This window comes from Marispirochaeta aestuarii, from assembly GCF_002087085.1.
Classification (GTDB): domain Bacteria; phylum Spirochaetota; class Spirochaetia; order JC444; family Marispirochaetaceae; genus Marispirochaeta; species Marispirochaeta aestuarii.
Genome location: NZ_MWQY01000013.1, coordinates 102,387 through 120,160, shown reverse-complemented (window position 1 = coordinate 120,160; position 17,774 = coordinate 102,387). Strand labels below are relative to the sequence as shown.

Annotated in this window: 11 protein-coding genes; 5 read left to right on the top strand and 6 right to left on the bottom strand. The window is 55.4% G+C overall.

The genetic code is table 11. The annotated features are described in order from the left end of the window. Positions 1-103: 103 nt before the first annotated feature. Complete coding sequence (locus B4O97_RS12770; RefSeq protein ID WP_083051362.1) at positions 104-1,312, bottom strand: hypothetical protein; 1,209 nt, start codon at positions 1,310-1,312, stop codon at positions 104-106. A gap of 14 nt (positions 1,313-1,326) precedes the next feature. Next, on the bottom strand, positions 1,327-2,364 hold the full coding sequence (locus B4O97_RS12765; protein ID WP_083051361.1) for a flagellar brake protein: 1,038 nt from the start codon (positions 2,362-2,364) through the stop codon (positions 1,327-1,329). 93 nt (positions 2,365-2,457) lie between these two features. Between B4O97_RS12765 and B4O97_RS12760 the strand changes: the two genes are divergently transcribed. From B4O97_RS12760 to sfsA, 5 genes are all read left to right on the top strand, one after another. Continuing rightward, the gene (locus B4O97_RS12760) at positions 2,458-3,189 is read left to right on the top strand and encodes a CPBP family intramembrane glutamic endopeptidase (protein WP_083051359.1); all 732 of its coding nucleotides are present in this window, start codon (positions 2,458-2,460) and stop codon (positions 3,187-3,189) included. Between the two features lie 46 nt (positions 3,190-3,235). Beyond that, complete coding sequence (locus B4O97_RS12755) at positions 3,236-3,805, top strand: TlpA disulfide reductase family protein (protein ID WP_083051358.1); 570 nt, start codon at positions 3,236-3,238, stop codon at positions 3,803-3,805. 13 nt (positions 3,806-3,818) lie between these two features. Beyond that, positions 3,819-5,525 carry a protein-disulfide reductase DsbD family protein gene (locus tag B4O97_RS12750; protein ID WP_083051356.1) on the top strand — a complete coding sequence of 569 codons (1,707 nt, stop codon included), beginning with the start codon at positions 3,819-3,821 and terminating at the stop codon, positions 5,523-5,525. Positions 5,526-5,607: 82 nt separating this feature from the next. After that, positions 5,608-7,500: an AMP-dependent synthetase/ligase gene (locus tag B4O97_RS12745; RefSeq protein ID WP_083051355.1), complete on the top strand. Its 1,893-nt coding sequence runs from the start codon at positions 5,608-5,610 to the stop codon at positions 7,498-7,500. After that, a complete protein-coding gene (gene sfsA, locus B4O97_RS12740; protein WP_083051353.1) occupies positions 7,493-8,641 on the top strand; it encodes a DNA/RNA nuclease SfsA in 1,149 nt (382 codons plus the stop codon). The genes B4O97_RS12745 and sfsA overlap by 8 nt, the downstream gene beginning before the upstream one ends. On the opposite strand, the gene B4O97_RS12735 is transcribed toward sfsA, so the two are convergent. From B4O97_RS12735 to B4O97_RS12720, 4 genes are read right to left on the bottom strand one after another with little or no spacing between them, the layout of a single operon-like run. Next, positions 8,615-9,046: a zinc ribbon domain-containing protein gene (locus B4O97_RS12735; protein WP_083051352.1), complete on the bottom strand. Its 432-nt coding sequence runs from the start codon at positions 9,044-9,046 to the stop codon at positions 8,615-8,617. The two genes, sfsA and B4O97_RS12735, sit on opposite strands and share 27 nt — an antisense overlap. Further along, positions 9,043-9,621: a hypothetical protein gene (locus B4O97_RS12730; RefSeq protein WP_083051350.1), complete on the bottom strand. Its 579-nt coding sequence runs from the start codon at positions 9,619-9,621 to the stop codon at positions 9,043-9,045. Before B4O97_RS12730 ends, B4O97_RS12735 begins: the two co-directional genes overlap by 4 nt. A gap of 7 nt (positions 9,622-9,628) precedes the next feature. Then, positions 9,629-14,518 carry a PP2C family serine/threonine-protein phosphatase gene (locus tag B4O97_RS12725; protein WP_083051349.1) on the bottom strand — a complete coding sequence of 1,630 codons (4,890 nt, stop codon included), beginning with the start codon at positions 14,516-14,518 and terminating at the stop codon, positions 9,629-9,631. Then, entirely contained in the window at positions 14,518-17,601 is a 3,084-nt protein-coding gene (locus B4O97_RS12720; RefSeq protein WP_143305688.1) for a hypothetical protein, read from the bottom strand. The genes B4O97_RS12725 and B4O97_RS12720 overlap by 1 nt, the downstream gene beginning before the upstream one ends. Between the last annotated feature and the right edge of the window lie 173 nt (positions 17,602-17,774).

Sequence of the window (17,774 nt, the reverse complement as noted above, 5' to 3'; positions counted from 1 at the left end):
GGCAGACCAGAACCCCGCGAGGGGACCGGAAAGAATTGTGCAGATTGAAGTTGCTGCCAGCAGAAGCCAGAAGAGGGCGAAAAGATCTGCTGTACAGCGGCGATTACTGACCGAGAATCGCGAGGCGGGCTTCTTCCCCCGCGTCCCGAATTGTTTTTGAGTAATCCAGGTATCCCAGATAGAGCAGTGCATTGAGTCCCGCCTTTGACTTCAACTCCCCGAGATTGCGGACCACAGCCAGGGTTATCTGTTCGTCGTATCCCTGATTGTTTTCCACGAAGGAGTTTATAACATCTAAATACAAGGCGAGACGCACTGCTGCTTCACGGGTACCCATGGCACCCAGGGCGGCAATGGCTTCCAGAAGTGCTGATTTTGATCCGATACCGCGATCCAGTTCCTGAATGCAGAGATCAAAATGCTGAATGATCAGGCCGCTGGCCTCTGCCCAGCGGAGTTCCCGTAATACCCTGACAGCGAGGCCCCTGAGTTCCCTGATGGTGCCGGCATTGGCTGGATCGGATACGGCCAGATTATTGCCCACTTCAAGGGCGGCCATACAGACCGATGCACGCTGCTCCGCCGTCAGATCATCCCGATTTACAGCGGTCCGGAGGGCCACGAGTTTTTCTTCCGGGGGATAGCCCTCAATGACCTCCCGGGCCATCCGGGCGTAATCTCCCTCCAGAGAATTAAGTCCCGCCTGGGCACGGGAGCTGATTTCCTGGGAGAGGCCAAGGACCGTCAAGGAGAGCAGCTGGGGAAAACTTCGCGGATCTCTATATCCCGAAAGGGTGAGTACAGCCTCCGAGACAACCTGGGTATTGATTCCTCCGCCGGCGCGGAATACCGAGATCTGCCGTTCAATCCAGCGGTTCAGGGACAGGAAGATCTGTTCACTGCCGAGCTTCTGCGCTTTCAATGCGTCGAGAACCGCAATCCGAACCCCGGTTTCGCTGTAGACCTCGAAGAGTTCCCACAGGGGCACAGCGGCGGGCTTATAGCCGGACAGTCCGGCAAGCTGAGCGGAGACCAGGGCCAGTTGCTGCAGCCGGACGTTCTGGACAAGATTGTCAGAATTATTCACCACGTATTCCAGGGCCTGGCGATAGAGCGGGCCCATCTGATCGGAGCCGTAATTGACGGAATCCCGCAGGATATCCAGTTTTGTCTCATCATTGGCCCGGGAAAAATTCTCCCGGAATGCGCCCACCAGAGGATCTTCTTCAGCTTCCTGGGCGCACAGAAACATCCCCGCCCAGAGCAGGATTCCAAGGGCGAAAAAAAGACGCAGGTACAGTTTATTCTTCATCCGCTCCTCTCTTTTCAGCCATACGCCGGTACCGTTCTCGGCCGGGCCTTGGGCTCCCGTTCCTGAAAGATGTTATAGACATAGGAGAGCATTCTGTTCCGCTGACGCAGACTCAAGGGTACCGCCTGGATATGCAGCACAGACTGGTTTTTTTTCTGATTATAGGTAACACCCTTTACGACGCCGCACATGACAATGGTGGTACTGGTCAGCTTGAACTGCAGCTTCACAGCAAGTCCGACCTTTGCGCGTCCGCCGACCAGGGCTGCGGCTCCGTCTTCTGAAACATCTATCAGCCGGCAGCGCAGACCGCTGGTCTGCTCTTCGTTTTCGTTGGCCTGGGAGATCGACGACAGGGGATAGAGAAAGGCCGGTTTCCGGACCTCCACCCGCACCGAGCGCCTCTTCTGACTGCGGATCAGATTGTCCGAGTGGGCGACATGGAGAATCGGGTACTTCTGTTCGATAAAGTCTTCCAGCACCTTTGTTTCAAAAACATACCCGGCATCCTCTGCCCGCCAGAAATAGACATTAATTTTCTGTCCCCTCCAGCTTGCCCCGGGAGGAAGCTTCGGACCTTCAGGATAGGAGATAGCCATGTAGCGCCGCAGGTTCTCCACCACCGAGGAGTTGTAGGTTCCGACCCCGGGAAGGGTTATTTTTAAACGTTGGTGAGTCGTCAGTTTTCTGGTTGTCTTGAGACCGAGGGTATACTTCGGCAGAGAGAGTTCAACCTTTTTACGGAAATCAAAGAGCTTGTTTATGAAGAGGATGCTGCTTTCGTCATTTTCCCGTCCCTCCGTTCTGAAACGCAGCATGACTCCCCTGATCGAACGATCGAGCTGACGAATCGACCAGAAAAGGGAAATAGGGTTATCCAGATGGTTATGGACCGCCACCTTGCGCAGAAGATTAATCTCCCGGAAAGAGAAGCCCGATTCCTTGCCTTTGGTATAAAAGTGAATCCAGGGAAAACTTCCCCCTCCCGCGTGTCTGAGGAAAAGAATAAAGAGAAGAACGATGACAAGAAAAACCACCAGCATCACTATCATTGCATACTTTCCGCTTTCAATAATATTCCTTATATACTATGGTATAAACCCTGATATTATGCAATCAGTTATCAAGCCCTCAGGATTCATATTATGTCAAAGGATTATAACGGATTTTCCCGGATTTTACCAAACATTTCATGCATGCTGAGGTATAAGAAGTCAGATATCCTGGAGTTGATACTTCTCTTTGCCGCTTTTTTTCTTCCCGGCTATATCTTTCAGAATCAGGAAGTGGATCCCCTCATCTTCAATTCCGCCGCTTTTCACGGCATGTATCTCCTGCAGACCCTCCCGATGATCGCCCTGCTTCTGTTCCTGCTCTGCCGTAAAGGACATCACTGGTGGGTTCCCTACCGCCTGACCTCTATCCACTGGAAGGATATTCCCTTCGGTATTCTATCGGGAATCGCCGTCTGGGCCGCACTGCTTCCCTTACTGCTGATTTCAAGCCTCTTTCTTTCCGGGCCCGCCGAGGACGCTGTAGGAATTGACTGGAAACTGCATAACGCCGCCATGCTTCCCCTTGTCCTGATCACCTCCCTGACAACAGGATACTGGGAGGAGCTCTTCTTCCGCTCCTACCTGGATGGACAGCTCAGAAAGATCGGTCTGTCCCGGGCCTGGGCCGCTGTTATCGGAATCGTGCTCTTTGCTTCCGGTCATCTCTATCAGGGACCGATACCGGCCCTGGGAACTGCCCTGATAGGGGCGGTGCTTCTGTTTATTTTCAGGTACCGCCGCAGCCTGCACACCGTTGCCCTGGGGCATGGCCTGTATAACTTTTCCGTTCTTCTTCTTTCTCTTGTGTCAGATTTCGGTTGAACCTGCCGCCCTCTTCTGTCTATATTCTATATAAGGAGTTCTATATATGAGACAAACGACAGGTATAATGCTCGCCATTCTACTTTTGACATCCTTCGCAGGATTGAGCGCCCAGGAGAACACTCCCGATCTCGACCCCATGACCGAGCGGTTTTACCGCCTTGGTTTTGGTGTTCCGCCCCGGCCCATCGATGCGCCGGACTTTACAGTTCCGGACCTCGAAGGTAAGGAGGTATCCCTTTCGTCTTTCCGTGGACAAGTGGTGCTTCTGAATTTCTGGGCCACCTGGTGCCCCCCCTGTCGCGCGGAGATGCCCGCCATGGAAGAGCTCTACCAGGAGCTCAAGGATGATGGGTTTACCATACTCGCGGTTTCAGCCAGGGACACGAGGGAAACAAAGGAGAAGGTGGACGAATACGTCGCCCGGGAGGGCTATACCTTTCCGGTTTTCTTCGACGAAACAGCATCGGCGGTTCCGGGTTTCTACCGTACCGGCAGCATCCCCACCAGCTACATAATTAACAAGCAGGGCCAGGTAATCGCCCGGCTGGTCGGTGCATATGAATGGAACGGCAGTGACATAACGGCCCTTCTGCGGGACCTGAGCTCGGAATAGAGAGACATACGCAATGCTTCGCCAGCGGCTTTTTGTACTCATACTTTTACTACTCTTCAGCCAGGGCTTGACGGCCGAAATCGCCGAACTCACCGGCTATAAAGCCCCGGATCAGGGAGAAATCGGCCATGTGGAGGTTCAGCTGAGGATCCCCGACGGACACTACCAGAGCGGGGATCCCGAATTCTTCGGCATGAGCCTCTCGGAAAATAGCGCATACCGCCTTGGTGAGATAAGCTATTCCGCATCTTCCACTGAGTCGGATCCGGAAACGGCTGAGGTAAAATACCGGGGTACGGTAAGCCTTTCGGCACCCTTATATGGAGATGAAGGCGGGGCTGCCCCGGAGGAGCTCAGGGTCTTCTACCAGCTCTGTCAGGACGACGGGCTGTGCCTCTTTCCGGAGGAAGAGGTGTTCACTCTGAATGCGGAGGCCTCGGGTGAAAGAATCCCGGAGAAAACGACAGGCGAAGCAGGAGCTTTCGGAGGCATCCTTTTTTACCTGCTCCTCGCCTTCATCGGAGGACTTCTTCTCAATGTAATGCCCTGCGTTCTGCCGGTACTCTCCATCAAGGCCCTGGGTCTTCTCCGTCAAAGCGATGAAAACCGTCGGAAGATCCGCAATCATGCCCTCAGCTTCGGAGCCGGCGTGGTCCTGAGTCTCCTTGTAATGGGGATACTGGTGGTCCTCTTGAAAAGCGCCGGCGAAGCCGTGGGCTGGGGTTTCCAGTTCCAGAACCCCTACTATATTTTTACCCTGATTATCGTACTGGTCGTTTTTGCCCTCTCTCTTTTTGATGTCTGGATTCTCACCTTTACCGCGGGTCCCGGCATGACGAAGACCGCCGGCGGGGGGGGATATCCGGGCTCCTTTGCAGGGGGCGTCTTTACGGTACTTCTGGCGACTCCCTGTACGGCCCCCTTTCTGGGAACAGCCCTGGGCTTCGCTTTCTCCCAGAGCGGACCGGTCATCCTGCTCATTTTCGCCGCCGTGGGCGCGGGTCTTGCCCTCCCCTTCACTCTGATCGGGTTCTTCCCTTCCCTTATCCGCCGCCTGCCCAAACCGGGTCCCTGGATGAACGGTTTCAAGGAGGCCATGGGGCTTCTCCTCCTTGCAACCGCCGCGTGGCTCTTCGGAATTCTCGTAAAGCAGCTCGGCAGCGAGCATACGAGCCTGCTGCTCTTCCTGCTGCTGGGAATTACCAGCCTTGTCTGGCTGTGGGGTCGTTTCGGTCGTCCCTCCAGGCGCTCCTGGTTTCGGACCCTAACGAGCCTTGCCCTGGCTGCCGGGATAGCGGCAAGTCTGGCCGTACTGCCGGTATCCGGCACCACCGGAGAGAATCCTGCCGTAACTGCCGCGGATGTACCCGAAGGATGGAACAGCTTCTCCTCCGAGGCTGTGGGGACTGCCCGGGCGGAAGGCAAGCCGGTATTCATCCAGTTTACCGCGGACTGGTGCCTGACCTGCAAGACGAATCAATTGACGGTTTTTTCCCGGGATGATGTAAACGCCAGCTTCGAAGAACTCGGGGTTGTCCGTTTCTACGGCGATTACACCAACAGGAATGAAGAGATTGATAAATGGATTAAAGATTTCAATAAAGCCGGGGTACCGGTCTACGCCCTCTATCCGCCCGGACGGGAAGAACCGGTACTGTTGCCGGAGATTCTGACTCCCGCCATCATGATCAATACCCTGAAAAACTACCTCGCCTGGTAGGCGGTCAGGCTGCTTTGAAATTGCATTTCGTTGACACCCTCTGTGCTGCATGATACCGTTTAATCTTTCAGAAGGAGTGTGAATGGACAATCAGGATACCCTCATTCGTCGCTTCAAGACGGTGGTCGACCGTTACGGAGACAACCCCGCCTTGTTCAGTAAAAACGGTGGTACCGAGTTTTCTTCCATCAGCTATCAGCAGCTCTACCACCTGGTCAGGGACCTCACGGCGGGGCTTGAAGAACTCAGTATCCGGCGGGGAGATCACGTCGGGATTCTCTCGGATAATCGCAAAGAATGGCTTATCAGCGACCTTGCAATTATTACTCTGGGGGCGATCGATGTACCCCGGGGCTCCGATTCCACCGCCGAAGAGTTCGCGTACATCCTGGCCCATGCCGACTGTCGCATAGTCTTTGTGGAGAATGCCGCCCAGGGAGAGAAGGTTGCTTCAAAAAAAGAGAAGCTCCCCAAGCTGGAGATCCTGATCAGCTATGACCCCCCGGAGGATCTCTCGATTCCGGGAGTGCAGGTATACTCCTTCCAGGACATCCTGGAGAGGGGTTCCCGGCGGGAGGATGGGGACGCTCTGTTCGAGTCCTCCATGGAAAGAGGGGAAATCGATGATGTCGTCACCATAATCTATACCTCCGGTACCACGGGAGAACCAAAGGGCGTGGTCCTGACCAACCGCTCCTACATTTTTCAGCTCGACCGGATCTATGAATTCATTCCCCTGCGTCCGGGGGAACGCTTTTTCAGTGTTCTCCCCTCGTGGCACTCCTACGAACGGGCCATCGAATATATGGTTATAAACCGAGCCTGCTCGATCATCTATTCCAAACCCGTTGGAGCCATCATGCTTGCGGACATGGCGGCAACGAACCCCCACTGGATGACATCGGTTCCGAGAATCTGGGAAGCCATCCGGGCGGCGGTCCTGCGCAATGTCAACAAGGGAAGCAATATCAAGAAGAGTCTCTTCTACTTTTTCCTGACCGTTGGTCAGACTCACTTTACCCTGCTGACCATGGTTCGCGGATTGATACCGCAGTTTGTAAAGAGATCCCGATGGGTGGATTTTTCCCTGGCGATACTGCCCTTCCTGCTTCTGACCCCGGTCAAACTGCTGGGGGACCTGCTGGTTTTCAAAAAGATCAAGCAGAAACTGGGAAGCAACTTCCGGGCCGGGGTATCCGGCGGCGGGGCCCTGCCTCCTCACGTGGACCGGTTTTTTCAGGCCGCGGGCATAAAGATCCTGGAAGGCTACGGACTCACCGAGACTGCACCTGTTCTGTCGGTTCGCATGTTCTCGAAACCGGTTCCCGGAACTATCGGCCCGCTGCTGCCGGATATCGAATACCGGCTCATCGACAACGACGGGGCCCTGGTCCAGCCTGGAAAAAAGGGCGTGCTCTATGTCAAAAGCGAGCAGATAATGCAGGGCTACTACAAGCGCCCGGAGGCAAGCGCAGAGGTACTCAGGGACGGCTGGCTCAACACCGGTGATATCGCAGTCATGACCCACAAACACGAGCTCAAGATTATCGGCCGGGCCAAGGAGACCATCGTCCTTCTGGGGGGAGAAAATATAGAACCCGTTCCCATCGAAGACCAGCTGACCCGTTCGGAACTGATTGATCAGGCCATGGTTGTCGGCCAGGACCAGAAATTCCTGGGTGCCCTTATTGTCCCGAACAGGGAAGCCCTGGAGCAGCAGGCCAGGAAAAGGGGCATAGCCTATGTCGATGCCGACGAACTTCTGGATGATCCGGAAATTTCCGAAATAATGCATGACGAAATTCAGTCCCTGGTAAACAGTAATCAGGGATTCAAGCACTTTGAGCGGATTTTCCGTTTCAAGCTGCTTTCTCATCCCTTCGAAGTCGGCCGGGAGCTGACCCAGACAATGAAGATCCGCAGAAACGTGGTGGACGATCTGTACCGCCGGGAAATCCAGGAACTGTTTGAATAAAATACAACTCTTCCGCCCCTCCCTGAGGGGCGAGTTCCTGCACCGACCCAACCGCTTTACCATCATTGCCCGAACAGAAAGCGGCGAAATACGCGCCCACTGTCCGAATCCGGGAAGGATGCGGGAACTCCTGGTACCCGGTCGGGAATGCTTTTTTGAACATCATGCAGGAAAGAACAGAAAAACCGCCTACTCCCTGGCAGCGGTAAACTACAACGGTACGATCGTTCCCCTCTTTTCTGCCGGTGCAAACAGAATCGCCAGGGAACTGATCATGCCGGGACTCTTTCCAGAGGCTTACGAGATACGGCCTGAATTCACCTTTGGACAAAGCCGTTTCGATTTTCTCATCAGATCTCCCGGATGCGAGACCCTGGTGGAGGTCAAATCCTGCAGTCTTGTGGAGGAGGGAATTGCAATGTTTCCCGACGCCCCTACAATCCGCGGGACGCGTCATGTCCGGGAACTCGCCTCTATTGCAGCGGCAGGAACATATGCTGCACTGGTACTCTTCGTTATCGCAAACCCCTCTGCCCGAAAGCTGGTTCCGGGGATACATACCGATCCCGCTTTTTCCATTGCGGTACTCGAATCCCGTGGAGTTGTCGAATTCCGTGCAGCGTCGATAGACTGTTCTGTCCGGGGAGAGGCGGTCCTGGCGAAGCCGGAGATTCCGGTGGACACAGGTCCATGCACGGCCGCAAAGGAAGACTCCGGGGTTTATCTGCTATCCCTCAGACTTGATTACCCCCGCACACTGGAGATCGGTGCGCTGGGAAAACTGAAGTTTGAGAAAGGCACCTATGTATATGCGGGTTCCGCCTTAAAGAACCTGGAAAAGCGTACGGCACGTCATCTGAGGCGCCGGAAAAGACTTCACTGGCATATAGATTATCTGGTCAAAGAGGCAGATTATCTGGAGGTTTTTCCGGTGCGCAGCACAAGGACAGACCTGGAATGCCGGCTTGCCCGGGATGTAGCGCAGATTGCGGAGAGCAGTATAACGGGATTCGGATGCTCAGACTGCCGATGTCCGAGCCATCTGTACCGGCTCGACGCAGAGGGAGAAAAGAGCCTTCTTCCCCTGCTGCTCCATTATCGACACAGTCTGGCTTTAGAGAAAGAGAACGACGAGCATTGATACGAGGGTCCCGGAAAGCAGCACAAGAATGAGAAAATAGACCAGGGAATGGATAATCCGCTTCTTTGGCGCTTTTGTTTCTGAAAAAAGAACCTCATCCCTCTCTTTCCGTTCCATCTTCAGCCCGATTTCCCTGTTTCTGCCCCGGTCCCGGCGGGCAGGGATTGGATCCGCAGCGCCTTTTATCCGTCCGCCCCGAGACAGTGCCGCATCCCGCTCTTCCTTCTGTTCCGGAGTCAGATATCCGCACTCCGGACAGCCCTGCAGAAACTCGCCGGGCATACCAGTGTAGTTACACACCGGGCATTTGACAGCATCGAAGTTCTTACCGCAGTGGGGGCACATTCGGGCATCAAAGGGAACAGCCCGGCCGCAGTTTTCACAGTAGAATCGGGCGGTTTTCATTGCATTCCATACTCCAAGCTAACTTTTACAACAGCATCGGCAAAATTCAAGGCTTCGTCAATAAGGCCGGACGGCAGGATCACCGATTTATTTTTACTGTTGTAATAATGGAGTCCGTCCCCCTCGGGAAAGATCCAGGGTACATGCGCATCCCGCCGCCTGATTACGAGGCTGCCGTCAGACCCGGGGGCAACCAACAGCCGTACAAGCTCCTCCCCGTCACCCCGGATAATCCCTTCCCCTGCCCCTGTCTGATTCCCGGAATCGGAACCGGTACCGGAACTCCTGAAAGGTTTAAACAGACGAACCCGGGCCAGGGAGCAGTCAAGGATAAGGGCTTTTGCATCTTTCCCGATTTCAGGCTCCCTGCCGTATCCGCAGCACCCGTCAAGAAGCCAGTAGCTCCAGGCAGGGAGCTGCTCGGCAGGGGCTGCAGGGAAAGGGTACAGCTCCATCGTTCTCTCAGCCCGGGACAGCATTCCGCCCAGGGTCCCCTCTCCCCGAAGAGCCTGTTTCAAACCCAGAGACCAGGGAGAGAGGCAGAGGGAGACGAACAGCTCCTCCCTGCTCTTCACGTGCACCTCACTTGCGCTTCACCGCAATTATCGTGAGGTCATCGTCCTGCTCATCTTCCTTCAGGTGAGAGAACCAGACATATTCCGGAAAGGAACTATCCTCCAGGGGATTACGAAAATAGCGATAGTAGGCGGAAAAGTGTTTTTGCAGAAAGGTGTCGATCTTCCGGTCAACCCGGACCCGGTCGCGTTCAGTGGCTGCCGGATCCGGTACCAGCCGATAGACCTTCTCTACCGCTATCAGGGCGGTTACCATCTCTTCGGTGGACCCCTCCAGACTGGAGAAATCGAAGACGAGGGGCTCCTTGATCACCGCATCCATGCGACGTTTCAGTTCGAAGCTTTCCCGGTTCATGGCCGCCTCTATTACCATGTTTACGCGTTTCAGATCAAACTCCTCGTAGGGCTCTTCCGGTTTGATTTCCTTGAAGCCCTGATCCACCAGCCGTGCATCCTCCGCCCGCATCTTTTCTGGAAAATCCTGGTAACTCCTCACCTCGAGGTTCTCTCCGCGGAGTCGGTGATGACTCTCTTCGATGCCGTCAGTAAAAAAGAGAACCGTATCACCCTTGTTGAGCTGATGAACCACCTTGGGGTATCCCCCGCGCATATCTATAAGGTCTCTGCCGAATACCCCCGCCGCCGGGGTTTCCGGCAGCTTGAGCAGAGAGAGTCCGTGTTTCTTTTCTTCGTAGATGTGTACCAGGTTGTCTCCCGCGTGACACAGATGGATTTTTCCGCTTGATGCTTCAAGGAGACCCACAATAAGGGCGGCAAATTTCCCCCGGAACTGACGTTCCTCCAGCAGTTCGTTAATGGAGCTCACCAGTTCGGATATCTGAAGCTGCGGTTTCTGTCCCACATAGCGTTTGAAGTAACTGGTAAAGATCGTGGCCACCTCGACCATAATCAGCGATGCCGAGGCTCCGTGACCGGCGACGTCGCATTTTATGAAGGCGTGATACCCGTTTTTCAGGTCGATATGGTCAAAATAGTCACCGGAAAGGGCGTCAGCCCCCTCGTAGTATCCGTAGACCTGGATAAAATCATCTTCAAAGGAGGCGGTGGTCAATTTGCGACCGTTCTGATCGGTAACCAGGGGAAGAAACATCTTCTGGATCTCCTTTCCCAGAGTGAGTTCCTTGTTCGCTTTCGCGGCTTCCACGAGTCCCCGGGTCATCTCGTTGATGGTCTGGGCGAGCCCCGACAGTTCATCCCGAGTTCTGGTGTCCACCACGTGATTCTCCAGCTGCTCCTTGTCCACAGTATCCCGTATAATCTCAACCCCCTGAACCAGACGGTTGATGGGTGTAATGATAATCGTAGCCAGAATGAGAGCTCCTATAACACCGATCAAAGCAGAAACCAGGGCGACGACGCCGGTTATCGTTATAAGGGTGCTCTGGGAATCAACTATCTGCCGTACAATATTCTCGGTGGATACAGTCAGCCGGACCATTCCGCGATAGAAGTAACCGCTGTCCTGCTCTGCACCTATGCCCTGGTCCGGAACCTGCCGGGGCCCGACTATGGGCCGGTAGAAGGTATACTCTCCGGTGGAGGTGTTGAACTCTTCGGGATTAAAAGCGGGCACACTGTTGAGAATATTGCCCGTCTCCCGGATAAGCGCCGTTCTGGCCCGGTTAAACTGAACGACATCGGTATTTATCTGGGCAAGACGCAGATTACGCGCCTCGGGATCCTCAAAGGAGGGAAAGCGGTCCTGAATAAACCGTCGCTGGTCGGCACTGACGGAAAGACCACGGTTCAGGGATTCAAGCACCAGCTGCTCCTGCTGCATTGCCCGGATGTCCTCCTCGATACTCAGAATTTCCGAGGAGAGTTCCCGGTCCACCTGCCCGGCGATTCGCTCCTCCTCGGAGCTGAGATTGTCGGTATAGACGGAACGCCCGTAAAAAGGGGTTACAAGAACATCGTAACGGTCCCGGTAGGATTCAAGCTCGTCAGCATCGATGAGCGCAAAGGTCCGGGGAGCCTCCGAGGCTGCATCCTTCTCCCGGTAGTCGATGCGAATCTGACCGCTCAGGGATTCCAGGAGTTCCTCGGGATGGGACGCCGCCCAGAGAGCATGAATCTGACCGGCGGGATCGGAGACGGATCGGCCGGTAATGATGACTCCCGTGGCATCGGCCATGGCTTCTACCTGGCCGACCAGGGAAAACATGCTCTCCTGGTCATTGCTGTCAATCGGTTCCCGGGCTCCCACCGCAAGACTCTCAAGAAGCAGCGAGGCCCTCTCCTCCAGCCCCTGTGCCAGGGTCCGCTGACGGCTTTCTATCATGTAATAGCCAAGAGAAACGGCTACCATCATCACAACGATCAGAATGAGTACCGTTATAAGCAGCACAAATTTTATTCTCAGGCCAAGACCCTTTCTCTTCATCTCTACTATCCTCTTCCTGTATTCGGGGCCGGTCAGGAGTCTGCCGGATACAATTGTCTCGATGTCCCTCTGAATACGCGCGTTCTCCGCCAGGACTCCCCGGAGCATGAAAATGGTCAGCCCCAGCGCAACGGCAAGCCCCGTCAAAATGAGCAAAGTGACCAGGGCATTAACGGACATCCCGAAATAATCCCAGGCAAACAGAGTAAATCTCGACGGCGGCGTATAGGTAAAATCGCCGAACTTGACCACCCCGGTGGGTTCAAAGTAGAGGGATTGATCAGACCACTTTATACCCCGTCGTGAGTGATCAAGCCCTATACCGTAAAGCCCCTCATCAATGTCCTCAACGACGAAATCCTCGATCAGACGGTTCCCGCTGAGCTTATAGGATCCGCCCTCCAGGGTGTAGATATAATCGTAGGGAGGATTGGCGTCCCGGTCCAGGATGATCCGTTCGATCTGTCCGTCCGCGGTAAAACCCCGGCCTCGTATGGTCAGGATGGAGCGTCCCACCTCGTCCCGCTCAGCTTCAATCTCATTAATAAGGGTTATGGGGATGTACTTGTTCAGACGGAATACAAGAGCCGCGGGCTCGCTGATATTGCCGACTCGATCCACCGCCGCAACGGAAAGCATCCAGGTACCGTTGTCGCGGTTAAAAAAGGAGGCCTCCGGAGAAGTGGTAACAATGCGTCGCGGCGGCAGCGCCGGGCGCACCTGCTCCGGATCCACTGCACGTCCTGCCGGGTCGAGCAGGGTATATGTGTAGGTGTAGCCGGCAGTGTCCTCCTGGGGAGAAGCACGCCATTCAATGGTCCGGGTATTGGACAGAAGAAAACCGGAACTGTCGGTTTCCGGAGGAAGAAACACAGGTGTATCAGGAGCTGTCGTATCCCGCTGTATCAGCAGTGATGACGGTTCCGACCAGTTGCCCGCATAATCCTGGGCGATAATATGAAAATACCAGCGGCCGTCTTCCTCCAGGGACCGGGTAGTCGATAGATTTTCATCCCGGAAGTGAGACAGCCGACGCCCGGGACGTTCTGTTTCCGACCGGCTGAAGATATAGTTATATCCTGCAATTCCGGAGGAATCCCGGGGCTCACTCCAGGCGATGGTAAAGTTGTCTCTGGAAACAGGCTCGCCGCCGATAAAGTTCACCCCCCGGACACTGGGCGACGCGGTGTAGATATCCGGTCCCCGATAGATCAGACGGGAATCCGCAAGTTCCGTTCCCCGATAGGTATCGTTCTCCCATACAAGGTGCAGACGCTGGCGGAAAACCAGGGGAACCGCGAAGGTGGAACTGTCCGGCCGGTCATCTGCAAAGAGATACTCCGTTCCCGCCCCTTCCTGATAGTACCAGTCAATTCCCACGTTGGGAATCTTGCGCCCCTCCGCCAGGCGCAGGGTCATATCCTGTTCACTCCCCTCATACCAGCTGACAAAATAGCGGTCTCCGGCCTTTACCATCCTGGGAGATATGCTGTCCCGGTCGCTTCGTATCCTCACCACGTTTTCAGTATTCCCCGAACCGTTCAGCTCGGCGAGGTAGATATTTCGTGTCCGGGAACGGGCGTAACGGCGTTCCCAGGACACAAAGGTCCTTTCGCCGTCGACAAGGATAGCGGGCCTCTGGTTATCATAATATTCCCACCCCGCTTCCTCTCCCAGGTTTTCCGGTTCAGGGAAATCGGTAATCAGTTCAGGTTGGCCCCAGCTCCTGCCTCCGTCGAAACTGCTTGCCATATAGAGCTGATAACTCGACGGGGGATTTCCCCCGGGACCGCCGGTCTTGAAGGCCTGAAAAACGACATAATCCCGCCCTCCGTATCCGGCAAGAAAAGGCAGATAGGTCTCCCGGAGGGTATTTCCCGTGGTCAGGGGGCGAAAGGCTTCCCATTGTGAGCCGTTTTCGGAGCTGGTATAGAAGATTCCCAGGTAGCTGCCCAGGCCTGCACCGGTCCCGACGTCCCGGGAAACAAAAAGGACAAACTCGCCCCGGGAATTGAGAAAGAGTCGGGGGGCCACAATCGCGGAAACCGGTGCGGTAATGCTGCTTATTCTCGAAAAACTTCCGCCCTGATTCCGGGACTGGTAGATTCCGATGGTCGATTCATCTTCCGCCACAGCCAGGTAGACCTCGCCTCCGGCAGTGACCGCAAGGGAGGCTATGGGAGACTCATCGCCGCTGAAGGAAAAAGGTCCCAGTACCCTGGAGTGGGTCTCCCACTGGAGACTGTCGCTGCTGTACGCCGTGGAGATGTAGGCCCTACCCTGGTCCTGTCCGCTGTACTCGTACTCGTGGGCCATAACCACAATGCCCTGATACGAGGAACCTGCCTGGGGAAAACGAGGACTCTCAAGTCCCAGGACGCGGGAGTCATCCCAGTAGATCCGTTCCTGGGCAAGAAGCTGTACCTGGGGCAGAAGGAGTACGAGAGCAGCGAGGATTATCGTTGCAGGTATGGACGGAAATCTTCTATTCATCACAAGCGCGATTCAATCCTTCTCCTCAGATCCAGCAGCCTGGGATTACGGGCATTCTGGCCTTTTTGGATAAGCTGGTCAACAATAAGTTTCGCCTGGACAAAATTGCCCTGCTGATAGGCCTTCAGAGCAGACTGGTACTGGAGCTGGTCCGCAGCTGAGAGGATGGCTGCAGTACTCGTGTCTACCCGAATTTCAAGCTGCTGTTTCAGATCGAGATACCGGTTCGGAGGATTGAAGGGGGTATAGCGGGCGATGGCCTCCTGTATCGATTCCAGAGCAGCGGGATACTGGTCCTGGATACGATTCTGCCAGATGCTGTTCGCTTCCGTGTAAAGAGCTTCGGCGGCCCGGACATCCGCCGGATCGGGCTCCCGTACCCTCTGTCCCGTGGCGATCTCCCCCTCCACGATCAGGGATTCCAGTCCGGGATACCCGGGACGGATGGCCTGAAGAGCCTTGGCCAGGGCCAGGGATCTCTGGTAATCCCCGGCATTGAAGGCGGAACGGGCCTGGTCAAACTTTTCTGCTATGATCCTGTTCTGTTCCGCCGGGTCCCCGCTGCGGAGAAGCTGAATCTGCAGCTGCAGAATACCGACCTCCAGATTCTGCGGGAAGGTATTCTGCACCGCCGCGAGCTTTTCCTCCGCACTCGCAAGGAGCGTCTCGACGCCGGAACGCTGCCCCCCTCGTACCCGCTCCAGGGCGGTCAGATAATCCCGGCGGGCCAGGTTCAGCAGCTGGCTCATCTCGGCATAGAGAGGATCGGTCTTGCTGATGTACCAGGCACTGGAGGTATTGATGGCCCGGTCAACAAACTCCTGCAGACGGACAATTTCCGGATAATCCTCGGAATCGAGCTGGCGATGGTAGTCTTCCGCCCGGTTCAGCACGATGCTCGCCTGTTCGAAATCCTGCTGCCGGATAAGCTGTCGTGCTTCCGCAAGGGCCGCATCCCGCTGGGGTAAAAAGTAATCCCGCTTGGCCTGGGCCAGTTCGGAAAGGAGACTCTGAATATCATAATTATCACTGTTCCCGGGAATCGCATCGGTACGGTGATCAAGAAGCTGATCGTACTGCTGCTGCAGGGATGCAAGAAAAAAGTCCCGGGAATCACTGATGGCGTTTTCGACAGCATTGGGATTGTTGACGTTGAACTGACGGCTGCGGACCCTGGCCTGGGCTTCGGCATAGCGCCGTTCACCATCCAGGCGGCTCTGCCGGGCAATCCGAATCAGCTCCACCGCCTCTTCCGATTTTTGTTCCGACCGGAGAAGGAGCCCGGAGACAGTCTCCTCGCGATCCGAGACACCGGCAATACTCGCGGCGATGCTCTCCCGGTTCTGAAGCCACTGGGGAAGCTCCCTCAGCTCAGCCAGAAAACCCTGATTATCCTCCAGCAGATTTTCCGCCCCTTCATTCAGGAGCGAGTAGTTCTCCAGGGCCCGGTCCGGGTAACGGGCAAGGAAGGAATCTCCCTGGAAGAGAATCTCTTCCCCCGCAAGGGAACTGTCCCCGGCGGTTTCGAGTTCCCGCAGAGACGCGAGTCGTGCTTCCAGCTCCCTTTCCCGCCTCTCGGTATAGATCAGCATGAACTCTTCGCTGCTGTTCCGGTAAAGAGTATCCAACATCGCTATACGCTCTTCATGTTCCCCGAGCCGCCGCACGTTTAATTCCCGGTATTCATCTTCCAGAAGGGGAATGCTCTTTCTCTCCTGCAGCGACACAGCCAGGGGGCCAAGGATACCGGCGCGCTGGTCAAAGAAATCCCGGGATTCGGCGACGGTATCCAGATCGACATCTGCGGTTCCACTCAGGATCTCCGCCTGCTCCCGGAACACGGCTCCAAGGCCGGCGAGCTCCACGGAATCGACGGCGTTCTCCCCGAGAATACGGGCATAGGTTTCCAGATCGTAATAGTATTTTAAATAGTCCGGGGCCTCACCGGATTCCAGGAGCCGCCGGTAATCGGGTTCCGGAGTTCCCGGTTCCGGAGCAGGGGCAATCTGAGCCCGCCACAGCTGTGCAAGCTCTTCTACAATCCCTGCCACGGAGGCCAGGCGCTGAAAAACCCCGAGGGATTCGCTGAAGCGCTGCTGTGTATACAAAGTATGGGCCTGTTCGTTGAGGAGAGACAGTATCTCACGGAAGGCCGCCGATGCAGACTCAAGGCCCTTGTCCCAGCGGCCATCCACGGCGCCGAGGATACCTTCGTTTACTCCCAGTTCCTCCTCAACGGCGCTTCTTCCACGGTGCAGAAGGATAAGATAGGCAAGGTGGTAAATCTCGTCTTCGGTGTCCTCTGCGTATTCGTTCAGGATAAGGAGCCTGAGAACTTCAAGACCCCGCATAACTCCCTGAATACGCCAGCGAAGGTCAGAAAGGTTCTCATACTCGGCTGAAAAATCCTCCGCCCAGACCCGAAGCTGATCAAGAGTACTATCCGGACTCAGCTGGTCGATAAAACTGCCGGCGGCGGCCAGGGCGTCCTGATACGTTGTGAACTCTTCTCCAAGAACAGCAGCCTGGGTTCTTAAACGGTCAGCTTCGGCTTCAGGCTCTTCGCCGTAGTTCTTGTCCCGGAAGATGTCCAGGGCCAGATTGAAGCCCCCCATATAGGTTGTAACGGCCTGAAAGAATTCTCCGCTCCTGATCTGTTCCAGAGCCTGATCCATTATGTTCGTATACCGGATTCTGTTGTACACGTTTCCGGTGGCCTCCCGGGCCCGGACCAGTCCCTCCGCAGTCTCCTCGTTGGGATAGGGATCGAGTTCTTCAAGATCCTTGATTATGGTATAGGACTCGGAAAGCCCGGCGTCGTCCCTGTTCCGGAGGGCATCCTGATACAGATCAATGAGGTCGGCAAAGGTATTGTTGTACCTGATCTTGGCACCGCGAATGGCCCGGATCAGGGACTGAGCCTCATCAAAATAGTCAGGATACTCCTTCATTACCTCTGCAGTAAGCAGAATTGCACGGTTGTAATCCCGGGCCTCGTAGGCTTCCCGTGCCTCCAGCAGAGGATCCTGTTCCGGTTTTCCGGCGGCATGGAGGGGTCCCGCGCCCATTAGGAGAAGTACCACGAGGAGAATATGCAGTAGGCCGCGTCTAAGTCTCGATCCGATAACCATTTCTTCGTACTGAATGTACCACATTATCGGCATATTTGGAGGGGCAGTATACCCAGATTCCCAATATGAAGGCCGATTGGGTTCTTGAGGGGAGATTGACTTGACCCGGGACTGCAAAGTGCCGA